Genomic DNA, 17598 nt, shown 5'->3' on the forward strand with positions numbered 1-17598 from the left:
AAAAAGTATGCGCTTCAAAGTATTGTTGTCGTTGTTGATGTTGTCGCTGTCGGCCGGCGCCGCGCAGCGCCTGGTATCGCAGGATGTCGCCGGCGGCGCCGTGTACGGCAGCGAGCTGACGCCCGACGGCGTCACCGGCAAGGTGCCGGTGGTGCTGCTGCATTCCGGCTCCGGCCCGACCGACCGCGATGGCAACAGCCCATTGCTGCCGGGCCCCAACGACTCGCTGCGCATGGTCGCCGAAGCGCTGGCCAGGCGCGGCATCGCCTCGGTACGCTACGACAAGCGCGGCATCGGCGCCAGCGCCTTGCCGGTCTGGAAAGAGAATGAGCTGCGGCTGGACGACTATATCAACGACGCCAGCGCATGGCTGCAAAAGCTGCGCGCCGATCCGCGCTTCTCGCGGGTGGTGATGGCGGGCCACAGCGAAGGCGCGCAGATCGCGGCCGAGGCGTGCAAGCAGGGCGGGGCGGACGCCTGCGTGCTGATCGCCGGCGCCGGCCACCCGCTTGACGAGATCTTGCGCGACCAGCTGAAGACCCGGCTCCCGCCGCCGCTGCTGGCCCAAAGCGAACGCGTACTGGCCTCGCTCAAGGCGGGCGACACGGTCGACAACGTGCCGCAGCCGTTGATGACGCTCTATCACCCGACGGTGCAGCCGTATCTGATCTCGTCGCTGAAGCATGACCCGCGCACCGCGATCGCGGCGCTGGCGATGCCGGTGCTGATCCTGCAAGGCACGTCGGACATCCAGGTGCAGAAGTCGGAGGCGGAGGCCTTGTCGGCCGCCGCGCCGAAGGCGAAGCTGGTGCTGGTCGACGGCATGAACCATCTGCTGAAAATGGTCGGCGACGACGAGGCCTTGCAGCAGAAATCCTACGGCAACCCGGAGCTGCCGGTGTCGCCGCAATTGATCGACGCGTTGAGCGAATTCGTCAAGAAGCCCTGACGCCGCCTGGCCAGCCACACCGTGCGGCAGCCGCCGCATCGGTCCCCATGGCGCGGCGTCAGGCGATATTGTCCGCGCCGGGCGCGCCGAACAGTTGCTGCTTGAGGCCATGCAGCTGATCGCGCACCTGCGCGGCTTTCTCGAACTCGAGGTTCTTGGCGTGATCGAGCATCGCCTTCTCCAGGCGCTTGATCTCCTTGCTGATCTGCTTCTCGCTCATCGACTCGTACTTGGCCGTCTCCTGCGCCACCTGCAGCGACTCGCGCGCATCCTGCGGGCTGTAGACGCCGTCGATCATGTCCTTGATGCTCTTCGTCACGCCGCGCGGCACGATGCCGTTCGCTTCGTTGAAGGCGATCTGCTTGGCGCGACGCCGCTCGGTCTCGCCGATGGCGCGCTCCATCGAATCGGTCATGCGATCCGCGTACAGCAGCGCCACGCCGTTCAGGTTACGCGCCGCGCGGCCGATGGTCTGGATCAGCGAACGCTCGGAACGCAGGAAGCCTTCCTTGTCGGCGTCCAGGATCGCCACCAGCGACACCTCCGGCAAGTCCAGGCCCTCGCGCAGCAGGTTGATCCCGACCAGCACATCGTAGGTGCCGATGCGCAGATCGCGCAGCAGTTCGACCCGCTCGACGGTCTCGATATCGCTGTGCAGGTAGCGCACCTTGATGCCGTGATCGCTCAGGTATTCGGTCAGCTGTTCGGACATGCGCTTGGTCAGCGTGGTCACCAGCACCCGTTCGTTCTTGGCCACGCGCAGTGTGATCTCGGACATCAGGTCGTCCACCTGCGAGCTGGCGGGACGCACTACGATCAGCGGATCCACCAGGCCGGTCGGACGCACCACCTGCTCGACCACCTGATCGGCATGGGTCTTCTCGTATTCGGCCGGGGTGGCCGAGACGAACACCGTCTGCCGCATCTTCGATTCGAATTCCTCGAACTTCAGCGGGCGGTTGTCCAGCGCCGACGGCAGGCGGAAGCCGTAGTCCACCAAATTGGTCTTGCGCGAACGGTCGCCGTTGTACATGGCGCTCAACTGGCCGATCAGCACGTGCGACTCGTCGAGGAACATCAGCGCGTCCTTCGGCAGGTAGTCGACCAGCGTCGGCGGCGGTTCCCCCGGCATCGCGCCGCTCAGATGGCGCGAATAGTTCTCGATGCCCTTGGTGAAGCCGATCTCGGTCATCATCTCCAGGTCGAAGCGGGTGCGCTGTTCCAGGCGCTGTTCCTCGATCAGCTTGTTCTCCTTGCGGAAGAACTCCAGTCGCTCGCGCAGCTCCAGCTTGATGGTCTCGATCGCGCGCAGCACGGTCGAACGCGGCGTCACATAGTGCGAACCCGGATACACGGTGAAGCGCGGGATCTTCTGCTTGACGCGGCCGGTCAGCGGATCGAACAGCTGGATCGATTCCAGCTCGTCGCCGAACAGGTCGAGGCGCACCGCCAGTTCCGCATTCTCCGCCGGGAAGATGTCGAGCGTATCGCCGCGCACGCGGAAGGTGCCGCGGCCGAAGTCCACCTCGTTGCGGGTGTACTGCATCTGGATCAGGCGCGCGATGATGTCGCGCTGCGACACGCGGTCCTTGGCGCGCAGCGTCAAGATCATCTGGTGGTATTCGGTCGGATTACCGATACCGTAGATCGCCGACACGGTGGCGACGATGATGACGTCGCGCCGCTCCATCAGCGACTTGGTGCACGACAGCCGCATCTGCTCGATGTGCTCATTGATGGACGAATCCTTTTCAATGAACAGGTCGCGCTGCGGCACGTAGGCTTCCGGCTGGTAGTAATCGTAGTAGGAGACGAAGTACTCGACCGCGTTCTCCGGGAAGAATTCGCGGAACTCCGAATACAGCTGCGCCGCCAGCGTCTTGTTCGGCGCGAACACGATGGCGGGACGGCCCTTGCGGGCGATCACGTTGGCCATGGTGTAGGTCTTGCCCGAGCCGGTCACGCCGAGCAGGGTCTGGAAGAACAGGCCGTCGTCGATGCCCTCGCACAGCTGGTCGATCGCGGTCGGCTGGTCGCCGGCGGGCGGGAAGGGCTGGTGCAACTTGAAGGGCGAGTCCGGGAAGGTAACCACGGTCGCCGCCGGGAAGTCTACTACTGGTAAATCAGCCATCTTGTTCAGACCTTTGTTAGAATAATGGCCTGCCAGCGGCCTGAGGTGAATTTATTTGAGGGCGCTGTCTGACATTCATCCGCTGCGAACCGCTTCCAATCGAATCCAATCTTATCATGACGAATCCTAGCTTGTTCAGCGCCATCGAGATGGCACCACGCGACCCTATCCTGGGCATCACCGAAGCATTCAACGCCGACCAGAATCCGGCCAAGATCAACCTGGGCGTCGGCGTTTATTATGACGACAACGGCAAGGTGCCGCTGTTAGCGTGCGTACAGAAAGCGGAGGAAATCCTGATTGCCGCGCCGGCCCCGCGCACCTACCTGCCGATCGAAGGCCTGGCTGCCTACGACAAGGCGGTGCAAGAGCTGGTATTTGGCGCCGACAGCGCCGTAATTCAAGAGAAGCGCGCGATCACCGTGCAAGCCATCGGCGGCACCGGCGCGCTGAAGATCGGCGCCGACTTCCTGAAGCGCTTCGCGCCGGACGCCCAAGTCTACATCAGCGACCCAAGCTGGGAAAACCACCGCGCGCTGTTCGAGAGCGCCGGCTTCGTGGTCAACAACTACGCCTACTATGACGCGGCCACCCACGGCGTCGATTTCGCCGGCATGCTGGCCGACCTGAAAGCCATGCCGCGCGGCGCCATCGTGCTGCTGCACGCCTGCTGCCACAACCCGACCGGCGCCGACCTGACCTCGGCCCAGTGGGATGAAGTCATCGCCGCCGTCACCAATGGCGGCCTGGTGCCGTTCCTCGACATGGCCTACCAGGGCTTCGGCGCCGGCATCGCCGAAGACGGCGCCGTGGTGCGCCGCTTCGCCGCCGCCGGCGGACCGCTGCTGGTGTCGAACTCGTTCTCCAAATCGTTCTCGCTGTACGGCGAGCGCGTCGGCGCGCTGAGCGTGGTCGCCGCCACCGGCGAAGAAGCGGGGCGCCTGATGTCGCAGCTGAAGCGCGTGGTGCGCACCAACTACTCGAATCCGCCGGTCCACGGCGGCAAGGTGGTCGCCACCGTGCTGACCACGCCGGAACTGCGTCAGATGTGGGAAGAGGAACTGGCCGGCATGCGCGTGCGCATCAAGGAGATGCGCGAAGCCTTCGTCGCCAAGCTGAAAGCCAAGGCGCCGCAGCGCGACTTCGCCTTCGTGCGCGACCAGGTCGGCATGTTCTCGTACTCGGGCCTGAACAAAGCCCAGGTCGAGCAGCTGCGCGAGCAGTCGATCTACGCGGTGGACACCGGCCGCATCTGCGTCGCCGCGCTGAACTCGCGCAATATCGACATCGTTATTGACGCCATCGCCAAAGTCCTTTAAACTCTTGTTTCTTCGGATCAGGCAGTAGCTTGATTCAAGATGGCAACACAAAATACCGCTGAGGTTTGCATCTTGCTGGTGCGAAAGAAACAGTATAAAATGTTGCCTCAATTCCCTGATAGCTCAGTTGGTAGAGCGACGGACTGTTAATCCGCAGGTCCCTGGTTCGAGTCCAGGTCGGGGAGCCAAAATTCTAAAAGCCCATTCTTTCGAGGATGGGCTTTTTTCATTGTTGGGCATCTTATTTTGGTTGTTGAAAAGAAATATAAAATAAAATATTGACACTAAAAAGTTTTAATAAGATAATTCTTCCTGGAATTCATTCTTTACAACAAAAATCACCAAGGGGCAGCAAATGAACAAAATTAAGACCGGTATCGCAGCACTCACACTGGCCTTGCTGGCCCCATTGGCGCAAGCGGGTGCCTTCACCAACGGCAGCTTCGAAGTCACCAACTTCACCGGCAGCTTCCAGAACATCGTCGCCGGCTCCACCGCGCTGACCGGCTGGTCGGTCGATTCGAACAGCGTTGACCTGATCAACACCTATTGGAACGCCTACCAGGGTAACTACAGCCTGGACCTGAACGGCAACAGCATCGGCAGCATCTCGCAATCGTTCGACACCGTGGTCGGTCAGACCTACACCGTCAGCTTTGCAATGGCCGGCAATCCGGATGGCGGCGGCGCCAAAAAGACCATCACCGCCGGCGTGACTTCGGTTGACCCGTTCACGTTCTACACCACTGGCCACACCCTGAGCAACATGGGTTGGGAAGTCAAGAGTTTCCAATTTGTTGCTGAAGAAACCACCAGCACGCTGTACTTCTCGGGCTTCAAGGGCAATGGCGCATACGGCGCCGCGCTGGACAACATCACTGTGACCGCCGCCGTGCCGGAACCAGAAACCTACGGCATGCTGCTGGGCGGTCTGGCGTTGCTGGGCGTTGTTGCCCGCCGCAAGAAATCGGCCTGATCAATCTGGCTGTACGTTAAGAAATCCCGCCGCGTCATCGACGCGGCGGGATTTTTTTATGGATGTGAAAAAAAAGTGATGCCTTGGGCTGGCTAAATCGCAAACCGGCGGCTATAATTCCGGCCTCAATTCCCTGATAGCTCAGTTGGTAGAGCGACGGACTGTTAATCCGCAGGTCCCTGGTTCGAGTCCAGGTCGGGGAGCCAGAACAAGAAAAAGCCCAGCCTTCACCGGTTGGGCTTTTCCGTTTCAGCAGGGTCTTTCTTGCATAAATTATCCTCATCCATTGTTCGCCGCGCCTTGCTTCCGACCGAGGCGCGACTGATCGATGAGTCGCGGCAAGCGGCGCTGACCGAGCGTTATCTGTTGCCGGCCCTCGCCGACCTGGAAGCATTCTTCCTGGTGGTGCGGGCGCTGGTCGATACGGAACTTGAATTCACTCTGCCCGCCAAGCAGGGGAAAGCCTATCCGCTGGGCCAGTGTCTGGAAATCTCGCAGGCGGCCCACCATCAACTGCAGCGTGCGGATCTGCGCGCGCTGGCCATGAGCGCATCCGCGCGGACCGGCCATGCGGCGTTCGTCGCATTCCGTCGGGCGGGCGGCGAGTTGCGCCAGGTATGGGGCGATTTGCGCGGCGAATTCTTTCAAAACGCGTTTCAGCTTGGAACGCTGTATCTCGACGTCTCCAACGACACCGTCACGCGCAGCAAGCCGAAGGTGGAAATCCTGCCGTTCGCCGAAGCGCGCTTCATTCCGATCGCCGACTACCGGCATTTCCTGCGCGTCGCGGCACGTTATTGGCACCTGCGGATTTATCCTAACCACGTGCTGCCCGAATTGGCGCCGTATTGTCCGCTGCTTTACGTCGCGCCGGATGGCCGGATGATGCTGGGCGACGCCACCGTCTACATGATTGCGCTGACGCGGGCGGAGCGGTTCGAGCCTAGCGAGCTGATCCTGCGCGATGCCCCCATGCCGCCAGATGTGTTCCGGCGCGCCAGGGCGGGGCTGGCGGGCCTCGCCAAGATGCTGCCGGACAATCCGGAGCAGGGCCGCGACATGGCCCTGCGCGCTTGCCGCGAATACCGGCGCAAGCGTTGGCATGTCGCCGGCCGCGAAATTGGCGATGTGATCGGTGCCGTGTTGGCGATCAACGCCAAGCTGGTGCCGGCGACGGCGATCCGGCCGACCACGATTCACTCCGATCATGTTTCCTTTGCGAAGAAAGTGCACCAGATGAACACCAACGACCTCATTCAAATCAACGGCATCGAATACAAGCTGTCCGAGCTGTCCGAGGCGGCGCGCCGCGAGCTGGCGATGTTGCAGCAGACGGATGCCAGGCTGGCGGAATTGCAGCGCGATGTGGCGATTTGCAGCACCGCGCGCAATGCCTATGCGAATGCATTGGCGGCATTGTTGCCGGCGGCGTGAAAAACTATCGACTTTGTAGTTACATGATGTCGAAATGGCTATATACTGCTGAATAACCTTTTTAGCTGTAGGGATGTTCTCGCTAGGTAACTTCTGTCCTCACCGTCGGAGTTCACTGTGTATCGAACCGGAATCGCCCTGCTCGGGGCCTTGTTTCTGCTACAGACGGCCCATGGGCAGGAACGGACCGACGCCATCCCTGCGTTCAAAAAGCTCGACTCCATCGAGGCGCGGGTGCAGGGCTGCGTGACCTGTCACGGGCAGCTGGGGCAGGGCACGGCGAACGGCTACTTCCCCCGCATCGCCGGCAAGCCGTCCGGCTATCTCTACAATCAGCTGGTCGCGTTTCGCGACGGCACGCGCAGCTACCCGCCGATGAACTACCTGGTGGCGTATCTGCCGGATGCGTATCTCAAGGAAATCGCCGAGCACTTTTCGGCGCAACGCCCCGAATATCAACCCGCCGAAAAAACCACGGCCGATCCCGCCGCGGAGCAGCGCGGCCTGCTGCTCGCCACGGTCGGCGATGCCGCCAAGGGCGTGCCGGCCTGCGTCGCCTGCCACGGCAAGAGCTTGACCGGCATGGATCCCGGCATCCCCGGTCTGGCCGGCTTGCGCACCGCCTACATCGCCGGCCAGCTGACCCGCTGGCGGGTCGGTGAACGCAAGGCGGCCGATCCCGATTGCATGAAGCGGATCGCGTCGCGCCTGTCGGACGCCGACATCGCGGCGGTGGCGGCGTGGCTGTCGCGGCAAGCGCCGCGCGCGGACGCCTCGCCGGAACCGTCCAACCTGGTTCGCATGCCGCTCGCTTGCGGCAGTCAGCGGTAGCGCCCATGTCCAGGACGCTACGCATCGTGCTCGTATTGATCGCCCTGGCGCTGGCCGCCGTGGCGGTGCTGCTGTTCCTGCGCCCCGGCCTGCTGCCGCGCACCGGCGCCGCGCCGGAGCCGAGCGCATCGACGCAACTGATCAAGAACGGCGAGTACCTGGCGCGCGCCGGCGACTGCGTCGCCTGCCACACCGTGCCCAACGGTCCGGTGTTCGCCGGCGGACGGGCCATGGCGACGCCGTTCGGCAATCTGTACGTGCCCAACATCACGCCCGACGACGACACCGGCATCGGCCTGTGGACCGCCGACGAGTTCTACCGGATGATGCACACCGGCGTCTCGCGCGACGGCAAGCTGCTGTATCCGGCGATGCCGTTCGCGTCCTACACGCAGGTGACGCGCGCGGATTCGGATGCGATCTTCGCCTACCTGATGTCGATGCCGCCCATCAAGCAAAAGAACCGCGAACACGAGCTGCGCTTCCCGTTCAACAACCGCGAGCTGCTGATCGGCTGGCGCACCTTGTACTTCAAGGAAGGCGAGTTCAAGGCCGACCCGGCGCAGACGGTGGAGTGGAACCGTGGCGCCTACCTGGTCAAGGGGCTGGGGCACTGCGCCATGTGCCACACCGCCGTCAACGCGCTGGGCGGGTCGAGCGAGTCCAAGGCCTTCGAGGGCGGCATGATTCCGAATCAAAACTGGTACGCGCCGTCGCTGACGTCGAACCGCGAGGCCGGCCTGGGCGAGTGGGAAATCGCCGAGATCGCGGACCTGCTGCAGGTCGGCGTCTCGCATCGCGGCACCGTGTACGGCCCGATGGCGGAAGTGGTCTACAACAGTCTGCAGTACATGACCGACGTCGACGCCAAGGCGATGGCGGTCTACCTGAAGGGCTTGCCGCAAAAGGATGGCGCGCCGCTGCCGACCAGCCAGGCGCGGCTGGTCAATCCCGAGGTGATGGAGGTCGGCCGCAAGGTGTACGTCGCGCAGTGCGCGATGTGCCACGGCGCCGAAGGCAAGGGCCAGCCGCCGTCGTTCCCGATGCTGGCGGGCAACCGCTCGATCACGATGGCGACGCCGGTCAATCCGATCCGCATGGTGTTGAACGGCGGCTACCCGCCGGGCACGCAGAAAAATCCGCGCCCGCACGGCATGCCGCCGTTCTCGCACATTCTGGACGACGAGCAGGTGGCCGCAGTCGTCACCTATATCCGTGTCGCCTGGGGCAACAGCGGCACGCCGGTCACGCCGACCCAGGTCAACGATCTCCGCAAGTTGTTACCCGAATAGAGGAGCCTTATGCAAACGCCCGGCAATGAAGAATCGGCTGAACTCGACAGGAAAATCGACCAGATCGTCAGCCTCGGACCGTCGGGCGCCTTCGCGGTCGCCGGCATCGCGACCGTGGTGGTGGTGGCGATCTTCTTCCTGTTTTACTGGATCGTCTACCTGCCCAGGGGCGTGGTGCAATGATGCCGCCGAACGCCGCCGAGATGCACCACGCCTCCGAGCTCGTGGCCGACGCGGCCGAGCGGCGCTGGGCCGTCATCGTCATGGCCATCATCGCGCTGCTGCTGGGACTGATGATTTTCACCAGCCTGCATTGGGCGACGATGCCGCCGTCGCGGGTCGAGACCATCGACGTGCGGACGCTGCACCTGAAGGGCGAGTTTGTCGAGAGCAACCTCGGCACCATGGTCGACAAGGACGGCCGCGTCGTCGCGCGGCTGGTGGGGCAACAGTATTCGTTCACGCCGCAATGCATCGTGGTGCCGGTCGGGGTGCCGGTGACGTTCCGGGGCACCAGTTCGGATGCGATCCACGGCTTCATGATCGGGCGCACCAACGCCAACACCATGTTGATCCCCGGCTTTATCTCGACCTTCACCACCACCTTTCCGACGGCGGGCGAGCAGCTGATGCCCTGCCACGAATATTGCGGCACCGGCCATGAAGCGATGTGGGCCAAAGTCCGGGTCATCCCCGCCGAGGAATTTTTCGCCAAAGCGAAAGCGGCAGAAAGGCTGAGCTGTGTACCGGGCTAAGAAACTGGTGTTGGCCCATTTCTGGGTCGCCTTCGTCGCGTTCTTTGCGGCGATCCTGCTGGGCGAATGGCAGATGTTCGTCCGCAGTCCGCTGTCGCCGTGGATCAACAACCCGGAGCACTACTACCGCTCGGTGACCGCGCACGGCACCGTGATGGGCTATGTGCTGCCGACGCTGGTGGCGATGGGCTTCGGCTACGCCATTTCGGAGCTGGCGTTGAAGCGGCCGCTCACCGGGATGCGCTGGGCCTGGGGCGGTTTCTGGCTGGTGATCGTCGGCACCGTGATGGCGGCGCTGACCACCGCCGCCGGCAAGTCGTCGGTGCTGTACACCTTCTACCCGCCGATGATCGGCAGTACGTTTTATTACCTCGGCGTGGTGCTGGTGGTGGTGGGCTCGTGGGTCTGGGTGGCGCTGATGTCGCTCAACCTGTATTGGTGGCGCAAGGAGAACCCGGGCGCGACGGTGCCGCTGGCGATGTACGGCAACGTCGCCGGCGCCTATCTGTGGGCCTGGACCTCGGTCGGCGCGGCGTCGGAGATCCTGCTGCTGATACTGCCGGCCTCGACCGGGCTGACCGACACCATCAACGTCGGCCTGGCGCGGGTGCTGTTCTCGTGGACCTTGCACGCCATCGTGTATTTCTGGCTGATGCCGGCGTATATCGCCTTCTACACCATCTTCCCGCGCGCGATCGGCGGCCGGCTCTACAGCGACACCATGGGCCGCGTGGCGTTCGCCTTGTTCCTGGTGTTCTCGATGCCGATCGGCATCCATCATCTGTTCGCCGATCCGCAGGTCGGCGCCGGCTTCAAGTTCGTGCACGCGGCGATGACCGCCATGGTGTCGGTGCCGACCTTCCTGACCGTGTTCACCATCGTGGCCTCGGCCGAGGTGGTGGGGCGCTTGCGCGGCGGCACCGGACCGCTGGGCTGGGTGATGGCGCTGCCATGGCGCAACCCGTGGATGCTGGCGGTGACGCTGGCCTTCATCATGCTGGGTTTCGGCGGCGCCGGCGGCATCATCAACATGAGCTACCAGCTCAACGAATCGATCCACAACACCCAGTGGGTCACCGGCCACTTCCACCTGATCTTCGCCGGCGCCATCGTCATCATGTATTTCATGGTGGCGTACGAACTGTGGCCGACCTTGTGCGGCTGCGCGCCCTTGTCCCCCTGCTTGATCAAGGCTCAGCTGTGGAGCTGGTTCACCGGCATGATGATCCTGACCCTGCCGTGGCACCTGGTCGGCCTGCTGGGCGCGCCGCGCCGCATGGCCTACTACGATTACACGCACCCGGCCTTGCATCCGCAGGCGATCACCGTGACCATGTCGGCTTTCGGCGGCCTGATCCTGGTGATCTCTGCGGCGCTGTTCCTGTACACCCTGGCGACCGCGAGACGGCAGGCGACGCCGCCGCCGGTGTTCCAGTTCAGCGTCGCGGTGCATCCCGGCGCCCGGGCGCCCGCCGCGCTCAACGGGCTGGGCTTGTGGGTAGGCATGATGATCGCGCTGACCGTGGTCAATTACGGTTATCCCATCGTGCAACTGGCGCTGACGCCGGAATCCACGGTCCCCATCATTCCGATCGGAGCGCGGTGATGCGAGCACAGGGCTCCAATCGCTTGGCGTGGATCAGCGCGATCGGCCTGATCGTGTTCGCGGTCGCGACCATCCTGGTGGGCTTCGCCTGGCTGCCGTCGGTGCAGGCGGATTTCCGTGCGCAGGGGATCTGGGACAGCATTTGCCGCGCCGCCGGCGTCCCCAGCAAGTGGATGCCGGACGGCGGCCGCGAGCAGGGCGCGCCGACGGTGGCGAGCAATGTGGTGCTGTTGCCGGCGATGGCCAGGCAAGCGTCGCCGGCATCGGTGGGGCGGGGCGCGACGCTGGCGCTGAACTGCACCATGTGCCATGGCGCGCAGGGCCTGAGCCGCTCGGACGCGCCCAACCTGGCCGGACAATATCCCGAGGTGGTGATCAAGCAACTGCTCGACTACCGCAGCGGCAAACGGGAAAACGCGTTGATGAGCGCGCTGGCGCGCGGCCTGAGCGAACAAAATATCGCCGACCTGGCGGCGTACTACACCAGCCTGCCGAAGGCGCGCACGGCGCCGACCACCTACGACGAAACGCTGCCGGCGCTGGTGCGCGTCGGCGATCCGATGCGCAATATCGCGCCGTGCATTTCCTGCCATGGCGGCGTCGACCAGAAGCTCGGCGCGCCCTGGCTGGAGGGCATGCCGAAGCAATATCTGGTGCAGCAGCTGCAGGATTTCAAACAGGGGCGGCGCAAAAACGATGGTCAGCAACAGATGCGCAATGTCGCCCGGCCGATGTCCGAAGAGGAAATCGACGCTGTCGCCATCTTCTACGCCAGAAAGGCCTTGCCCGCGCATCAGTAGCCGCTGCGGCCGGTCTTTGGGAAAATTGGCACAGAATGCATGATTCAGGTGGACGGGAATCTTGCACCTCGGTATTCTGGATCTTATTTCCTGCCCGAAAGGGAAACCATGGAGTCATTCGACAGCATGCGGCGCATCGGCGATCTGGAGCGCGAGGTGGCGTTGCTGCGCGCGACGCTGGCGGCGCTGCCGCCTGGCGCGCTCCAAAGGCAGGACTGGAAAGATGAGGTTGTCCGCTTAATGAGCGAGGTGGTCTTGTTTCGTCTCGCACTGGATCAAGAAACAGTGCTTTCAAAAAACAAGTAGAGGTTGATCATGAGCGCTGAAAAGAAGTCGGGTGTGGTGTACGGCACCGAGGATTTGTTGATGAGTCTGTGTAATTCGGTATCGCGGGTGTTGAACGTCGCGACCCAAAGCAAGGTGAACTACTCCGGCATGGTGCAGCGGATCACCAAGATCGGCCTGAAACCGGACATCGGCTGTTTCGTGCTGTTCGACGGCGGCTTCACCGGCCTGGTGGTGCTGAACTTCGCCGCCGACACGGCGATGGAGATCTACGAGCGCTACATGCTGCACATGGGCATGCCGAAGTCCGAGCTGGCCAGCTCGCATACGTCGGACGAAGTGTCCAACATCATGGGCGAGCTGATGAACCAGATCGTCGGCGACTTCACCGGCAAGGTGCGGCGCGAGCTGCAAACCAACATCACGCAGAACCAGCCGAAAATGCTGGTGCTGAACAAGCAGGTGATGCTCAGCGTGGATACGCCGCTGGACCGGCCGGAAATGCGCCGCGTCACGTTCTACACGGAGAAGAGCAACATCTTCTACCTGGAACTGGCGATCGACCGCACCGAGTTCATCCAGCTGCACGAGTTCGATTCCAGCGAGTCCGATACCGATGCCTTGATGGAGCAGGAACACGCCAATCAGGGCGCGCCGTCGCAATCGGCCGCCGACAAGCTGGCGGACGAGGCCAACGACGAGCTGCTCAAGTCCTTGGGAATGTAGTTTTATTGACACAGTTGCCTGTCGCTACGGCCGCCGACGCCGGCCGGAGTGGCGTAAATCACAATCCTGCCTTTTTCATCATCCACCGGCCCGTTGTGGGGCGCCCACCACGCGATTATTCAGTTCGCGCATATGCTTAACCGAATTTCTATCAGTTAACGCAGCATCTCTTATATTCAGCTTGCAATACCTGCTATCAATGAAAGAAAATACCGCCTTTCTTAAAGACGGTGCATTCTAAACATCCTTCAAGGGTGCTGATAGCTAGCCCGCTTGCCGCCACAGCTCCGTCAGAGAGCGGGGCGCGCGACTAAAAAGAGAGAACAGGAGACACTGTTTTTAACTCTTTGCATTACATTTAAATCGGGAAATTGAATGATCAAACTGTCGAAGATGCACAAGCGCCTGTTGGCCTTGAGCGCTGTCATGCCTATCGGTTCCGCCTTCGCGCAAACCGCCGCCACCGAGCCGCAGCTGGAAACCGTCGTCGTGACCGCCCAGCGCCGCGCCGAAAACATCAAGGACGTGCCGGTGTCGGTGTCGCTGCTGAAAGCCGAGAAACTGGACGTGCTGCTGTCGAGCGGCCAGGACATCCGCGTGCTGGCCGGCAAAGTGCCATCGCTGAACGTCGAATCGTCGAACGGCCGTACCTTCCCGCGCTTCTACATCCGCGGCTACGGCAACACCGACTTCAGCACCTTTGCTTCGCAACCGGTGTCGCTGGTGTATGACGACGTGGTGCAGGAAAACGGCATCCTGAAAGGTTTCCCGATCTTCGACGTGGCCGGTGTGGAAGTGCTGCGCGGCCCGCAGGGCACGCTGTTCGGCCGCAACACCCCGGCCGGCGTCGTCAAGTTTGAATCCGAAAAACCGAATCTGAAGAAAATCGAGGGTTACTACAACCTGTCGTGGGCCACCCACAACACGGTCAACCTCGAAGGCGCGGCGAATATTCCGCTGTCGAACGAGTGGGCGATGCGCGTCTCGACGCTGCGCCAGCACCGCGACGACTTCGTCGACAACACCTTCACCAAGCAGAACGACGAGCTGGAAGGCTACAACGAACACGCCGAGCGCGTGCAGTTCCTGTACAAGCCGAGCACCACCTTCGACGCGCTGTTCAATGTGCACCAGCGTTCGACCACCGGTAGCGCGCGTCTGTTCCGCGCCAACCTGATCAAGCGCGGCACCAACGACTTCGCCGACGGTTACGACTTCACCAAGATCAACACCAACGGCAAGAACTTCCAGAACCTGACCACCAACGGCGGCAGCGCCCGCCTGACCTGGGACCTGGGTTCGGTCAGACTGTTCTCGATCACCGGCTACGAAGGCGTGGACAACTACCTGAGCCGTGGCGACATCGACGGCGGCGCGCCGGGCCAGGTGCCGTTCCCGGTTGAAACCGGTGGCGGCCTGCAAGGCCTGCATCAGTACAGCCAGGAATTCCGCGTCGAATCGAAGAACGCGGGTCCGCTGAACTGGCAGACCGGCGTCTACTACTTCAAGGAAAGCGCCGACGGCTACAGCAACAACTACAACAGCGACACCGGCGCGCAAACCTCGCACCTGGCCAGCCACCAGAACAATACCGCCTACGCGGCGTTCGGCTCGCTGACCTACGACCTGAGCGCCGACTGGATCCTGCGCGGCGGCGTGCGTTACACCCACGACGAGAAGGACTTCGCCACCACCTCGGCGATCAACGTCACGCAGATCGGCCCGAAATCGGTCGACACCAACAAGAACAAGGCCAACTGGGATCTGAGCGCGACCTACAAGATCAACCCGGACGTCAACGCCTACGCCCGCGTCGCCACCGGCTTCCGCGCGCCGAGTATCGCCGCAGCGTCGGCGTCGGTGCCGATCACCGTGGCCGATGCCGAAACCATCACCTCGTACGAGGCCGGCATCAAGGCCGACCTGTTCAACCGCCGCGCCCGCGCGACCTTGAGCGTCTACAACTACGACGTGAAGAACCAGCAGCTGACCGTGGTCGGCGGCTCCTCGAACGTCACCAAGCTGATCAACGCCGCCAAGACCAACGGCCGTGGTATCGAAGCCGATTTCGAAGCCTTCATCACCCCGGACTTCAAGGTGACGGCGGGCGGTTCGTACAACTACACCAAGATCGACGATCCTAGCCTGTACGTGGCGCAATGCGCGACGGCCAAGTGCACCATCACCGATCCGATCGCCGCCAACGGCCTGGTGTCGATCAACGGCAACCCGCTGCCGCAGGCGCCGAAGTACACCGTCAACGCCACCGCGCGCTACAACTGGGCGCTGGCCAACGGCAACCTGTTCGTGCTGACCGACTGGGCGTATCGCAGCGAGATCAACTTCTTCCTGTACGAAGCCAAGGAATTCACCGGCAAGTCGATGGTGGAAGGTGGCCTGCGCGTGGGTTACAACTGGGATGGCGGCAAGTACGAGATCGCCGGTTTCGCGCGCAATATCACCAACACCCAGCGCATCATCGGCGCGATCGACTTCAACAACCTGACCGGCTTCGTCAACGAGCCGCGCCAGTTTGGCGTGCAGTTCAAGGGCAACTTTTAATTAGTCGCCCTCCAGCCTAGACAGCTGGAAATTGGCCGTATATAATGCGGCCTCTTTTCCCTGATAGCTCAGTTGGTAGAGCGACGGACTGTTAATCCGCAGGTCCCTGGTTCGAGTCCAGGTCGGGGAGCCAGAACACAGCAAGATCAAAAAGCCCAGCCTTCACCGGTTGGGCTTTTTTGCTTTGTGCGCGAAGCGCATCCGGGATGATGGCGATCCAGTGGTCAGTGCGCCGGCGCGCGGCAGGCGGCGTCGGCGTCCCAGCGTTCGGCGCAGATGCGCGAGCGGCACAGCATGCCTTCGATCAGGCCCAGTTGCCGGCAGCGCGCCAGCAGTTCGGCGGTGCTGTCGCCTTCCTTGCGTTCCACCACATCGCGGCTGCGCTCGGCCACCGTGACGGTGGGTTTGTTGGCGTGCGCAACCAGCGCGGCCAGCAGGGCGATGTCGGTATCGCGGGTGGCGCTGGCGGCTGCGGCTGCCGGGCCGGCGGTATCGCGCGTGGTCGCGGCCGGGGTTGATGTCGCTGCCGGCTGCGCCCCGCGCGCCACCACAGCCACGCCGGGTGGCATGGGCTTGTGCCACGGTTGCGGTGATGGCGGCGGCGTGGGCTGCATCGCGGACTCGGCGTCCCGGCGCTCCTCGTTCACGATGATGGCGGGTTGTTCAGCCGCCGCCGGCGCCGCCGGACTGGCCACGCGCTGCAATGCGGCGTGGCGCCGCTCGCCGCCATCGTACTTGAAGGTCGCCGGCGTGATCGTCTTTCCGTGCATCATCCAGGCGACGACCAGCATCAGCAGCAACAGCAAGCCCAAGCCTATGGTCCAACCATCGATCGTCCAACCGCTCGCGCGCAGCGGCTTGCTTGCCGGCCTGGGGCCGTGCTCCAGTGCCGCGAGAATGCGCTTGCCGCCCGCAGCGTGCGGCGCGGCCATCATGTCAGGTTTCGGTGTCGGCGTATCCACGATATTTCCCTCGACTTTGATCTGGCCGGAAACGCGAAGTTCGCAACGGCCTACGATAAAACGCTCTCGCCAAGTGTCCCTTCAGCGGACCGACCCTGCTTTGACGGAGCGCACCATGTTTCTCTTTTCAGTGCTGCTGTTTTTCCTGCTGACGTGCTTTTGCGCCTGGCTGTTGCTGTTCCCCACCGGCCGCGAGCTGGTGACGCAATCGATGTCCGCCATCGGCCGTCGCATCGGGCAGCGTTTGCGCGGCGGCTATCGCCACGGCGCGGAGCAGGCTCAGGGATTACGGCGCGGTGCGGGCACGTCGCTGCGACGAAGCCTGGACCTCCTGCGCCGCCGCTACCTGCTGATCCTGTCGGCCGCCGTGCTGGCCATCGTGCCGACCATGCTGGCGCTGATGCTCAGCGGTCGCGGCATGCTGGGGGCCTACGACAGCGACACCCGCGCGGTCAACGACCAGGTGGCCGATCTGCTCAAGGGCGAGCAACTGGCGCCGCCGGCGCCGCTGCCGCCGCTGGTCTTCACCACGGCCGAGGTCACGCTGGTGCGGCCGATGCTCGACAGCGCCAACCGCAATTGGCAACTGCTCGATCCCGCGTTCGCGCAGCGCCTGCTGGCGGTGTTCAAGGTGATGCAGGAACAGCACGGCTACGACATGGCGATCCTGGAGGGCTACCGCAGTCCCGAGCGGCAGAACGCGCTGGCGCTGGCCGGCCCGAGCGTGACCAACGCCAAGGCCTTCCAGAGCTACCACCAGTTCGGCCTGGCGGCCGACTGCGCCTTCCTGCGCGACGGCAAGCTGGTGATTTCCGAAAAGGACCCGTGGGCGATGCGCGGCTACCGCCTGTACGGCGAAGCGGCCGAGGCCGCAGGCCTGACTTGGGGCGGGCGCTGGACCATGATGGATTTCGGCCACACCGAATTGCGCGTGCCCGGCACGGTGAAGAAATAGCCGCGCGGAATTCAT

16 protein-coding genes and 3 tRNA genes are annotated in these 17598 nt (G+C 63.2%); 17 read left to right on the plus strand and 2 right to left on the minus strand.

Features of this window, described 5'->3' with window-relative positions:
- Positions 1 to 7 precede the first annotated feature (7 nt).
- A complete protein-coding gene (locus GW587_RS14255; RefSeq protein ID WP_166104057.1) occupies positions 8 to 949 on the plus strand; it encodes an alpha/beta hydrolase in 942 nt (313 codons plus the stop codon).
- A 58-nt stretch (positions 950 to 1007) separates the two neighbouring features.
- On the opposite strand, the gene uvrB is transcribed toward GW587_RS14255, so the two are convergent.
- Positions 1008 to 3080, minus strand: coding sequence for an excinuclease ABC subunit UvrB (gene uvrB, locus GW587_RS14260; protein WP_166104060.1), 2073 nt, complete (start codon positions 3078 to 3080; stop codon positions 1008 to 1010).
- A 116-nt stretch (positions 3081 to 3196) separates the two neighbouring features.
- Between uvrB and GW587_RS14265 the strand changes: the two genes are divergently transcribed.
- From GW587_RS14265 to GW587_RS14335, 15 genes are all read left to right on the plus strand, one after another.
- The gene (locus GW587_RS14265) at positions 3197 to 4399 is read left to right on the plus strand and encodes an amino acid aminotransferase (protein ID WP_207393495.1); all 1203 of its coding nucleotides are present in this window, start codon (positions 3197 to 3199) and stop codon (positions 4397 to 4399) included.
- A 112-nt stretch (positions 4400 to 4511) separates the two neighbouring features.
- A tRNA-Asn gene (locus GW587_RS14270) sits at positions 4512 to 4587 on the plus strand.
- Between the two features lie 167 nt (positions 4588 to 4754).
- Complete coding sequence (locus GW587_RS31310) at positions 4755 to 5375, plus strand: choice-of-anchor C family PEP-CTERM protein (RefSeq protein WP_166104863.1); 621 nt, start codon at positions 4755 to 4757, stop codon at positions 5373 to 5375.
- A gap of 130 nt (positions 5376 to 5505) precedes the next feature.
- A tRNA-Asn gene (locus GW587_RS14280) sits at positions 5506 to 5581 on the plus strand.
- Between the two features lie 58 nt (positions 5582 to 5639).
- Complete coding sequence (locus GW587_RS31315; protein WP_229259450.1) at positions 5640 to 6809, plus strand: DUF6447 family protein; 1170 nt, start codon at positions 5640 to 5642, stop codon at positions 6807 to 6809.
- Positions 6810 to 6926: 117 nt separating this feature from the next.
- On the plus strand, positions 6927 to 7640 hold the full coding sequence (locus GW587_RS14290) for a c-type cytochrome (RefSeq protein ID WP_166104064.1): 714 nt from the start codon (positions 6927 to 6929) through the stop codon (positions 7638 to 7640).
- A 5-nt stretch (positions 7641 to 7645) separates the two neighbouring features.
- Positions 7646 to 8932, plus strand: a complete 1287-nt coding sequence (locus GW587_RS14295) for a c-type cytochrome (protein ID WP_166104067.1) — start codon at positions 7646 to 7648, stop codon at positions 8930 to 8932.
- Positions 8933 to 8941: 9 nt separating this feature from the next.
- Positions 8942 to 9115, plus strand: a complete 174-nt coding sequence (locus tag GW587_RS14300) for a hypothetical protein (protein ID WP_166104070.1) — start codon at positions 8942 to 8944, stop codon at positions 9113 to 9115.
- A complete protein-coding gene (locus GW587_RS14305; protein ID WP_371875598.1) occupies positions 9115 to 9687 on the plus strand; it encodes a cupredoxin domain-containing protein in 573 nt (190 codons plus the stop codon). Before GW587_RS14300 ends, GW587_RS14305 begins: the two co-directional genes overlap by 1 nt.
- On the plus strand, positions 9674 to 11293 hold the full coding sequence (locus GW587_RS14310; RefSeq protein ID WP_166104073.1) for a cbb3-type cytochrome c oxidase subunit I: 1620 nt from the start codon (positions 9674 to 9676) through the stop codon (positions 11291 to 11293). Before GW587_RS14305 ends, GW587_RS14310 begins: the two co-directional genes overlap by 14 nt.
- Positions 11293 to 12093, plus strand: a complete 801-nt coding sequence (locus GW587_RS14315; RefSeq protein ID WP_166104075.1) for a c-type cytochrome — start codon at positions 11293 to 11295, stop codon at positions 12091 to 12093. The genes GW587_RS14310 and GW587_RS14315 overlap by 1 nt, the downstream gene beginning before the upstream one ends.
- 39 nt (positions 12094 to 12132) lie before the next feature.
- Positions 12133 to 12399, plus strand: coding sequence for a hypothetical protein (locus tag GW587_RS14320; RefSeq protein ID WP_229259452.1), 267 nt, complete (start codon positions 12133 to 12135; stop codon positions 12397 to 12399).
- Positions 12400 to 12408: 9 nt separating this feature from the next.
- Positions 12409 to 13104 (plus strand): DUF3334 family protein, encoded by a 696-nt coding sequence (locus tag GW587_RS14325; RefSeq protein WP_166104078.1) that lies wholly within the window; start codon positions 12409 to 12411, stop codon positions 13102 to 13104.
- A gap of 375 nt (positions 13105 to 13479) precedes the next feature.
- A complete protein-coding gene (locus tag GW587_RS14330; RefSeq protein WP_166104081.1) occupies positions 13480 to 15666 on the plus strand; it encodes a TonB-dependent receptor in 2187 nt (728 codons plus the stop codon).
- 57 nt (positions 15667 to 15723) lie between these two features.
- Positions 15724 to 15799 (plus strand) — tRNA-Asn (locus GW587_RS14335).
- 91 nt (positions 15800 to 15890) lie between these two features.
- On the opposite strand, the gene GW587_RS14340 is transcribed toward GW587_RS14335, so the two are convergent.
- Entirely contained in the window at positions 15891 to 16628 is a 738-nt protein-coding gene (locus GW587_RS14340; RefSeq protein ID WP_371875593.1) for a hypothetical protein, read from the minus strand.
- A 115-nt stretch (positions 16629 to 16743) separates the two neighbouring features.
- On the opposite strand from GW587_RS14340, the gene GW587_RS14345 reads away from it, so the two are divergent.
- The gene (locus GW587_RS14345; protein WP_166104085.1) at positions 16744 to 17583 is read left to right on the plus strand and encodes a M15 family metallopeptidase; all 840 of its coding nucleotides are present in this window, start codon (positions 16744 to 16746) and stop codon (positions 17581 to 17583) included.
- Positions 17584 to 17598: the final 15 nt, after the last annotated feature.

It is taken from the genome of Duganella aceris (genome assembly GCF_011090165.1).
In the GTDB taxonomy this organism is placed as follows: Bacteria; Pseudomonadota; Gammaproteobacteria; order Burkholderiales; family Burkholderiaceae_D; genus Rugamonas; species Rugamonas aceris.

Coding starts and splice junctions, on each gene's coding strand:
- GW587_RS14305 (WP_371875598.1), top strand. CDS start 9,115: ATGCCGCCGAACGCCGCCGAGATGCACCACGCCTCCGAGCTCGTGGCC.
- GW587_RS14325 (WP_166104078.1), top strand. CDS start 12,409: ATGAGCGCTGAAAAGAAGTCGGGTGTGGTGTACGGCACCGAGGATTTG.
- GW587_RS14320 (WP_229259452.1), top strand. CDS start 12,133: ATGATTCAGGTGGACGGGAATCTTGCACCTCGGTATTCTGGATCTTAT.
- uvrB (WP_166104060.1), bottom strand. CDS start 3,080: ATGGCTGATTTACCAGTAGTAGACTTCCCGGCGGCGACCGTGGTTACC.
- GW587_RS14300 (WP_166104070.1), top strand. CDS start 8,942: ATGCAAACGCCCGGCAATGAAGAATCGGCTGAACTCGACAGGAAAATC.
- GW587_RS14255 (WP_166104057.1), top strand. CDS start 8: ATGCGCTTCAAAGTATTGTTGTCGTTGTTGATGTTGTCGCTGTCGGCC.
- GW587_RS14265 (WP_207393495.1), top strand. CDS start 3,197: ATGACGAATCCTAGCTTGTTCAGCGCCATCGAGATGGCACCACGCGAC.
- GW587_RS14330 (WP_166104081.1), top strand. CDS start 13,480: ATGATCAAACTGTCGAAGATGCACAAGCGCCTGTTGGCCTTGAGCGCT.
- GW587_RS31310 (WP_166104863.1), top strand. CDS start 4,755: ATGAACAAAATTAAGACCGGTATCGCAGCACTCACACTGGCCTTGCTG.
- GW587_RS14295 (WP_166104067.1), top strand. CDS start 7,646: ATGTCCAGGACGCTACGCATCGTGCTCGTATTGATCGCCCTGGCGCTG.
- GW587_RS14315 (WP_166104075.1), top strand. CDS start 11,293: ATGCGAGCACAGGGCTCCAATCGCTTGGCGTGGATCAGCGCGATCGGC.
- GW587_RS14345 (WP_166104085.1), top strand. CDS start 16,744: ATGTTTCTCTTTTCAGTGCTGCTGTTTTTCCTGCTGACGTGCTTTTGC.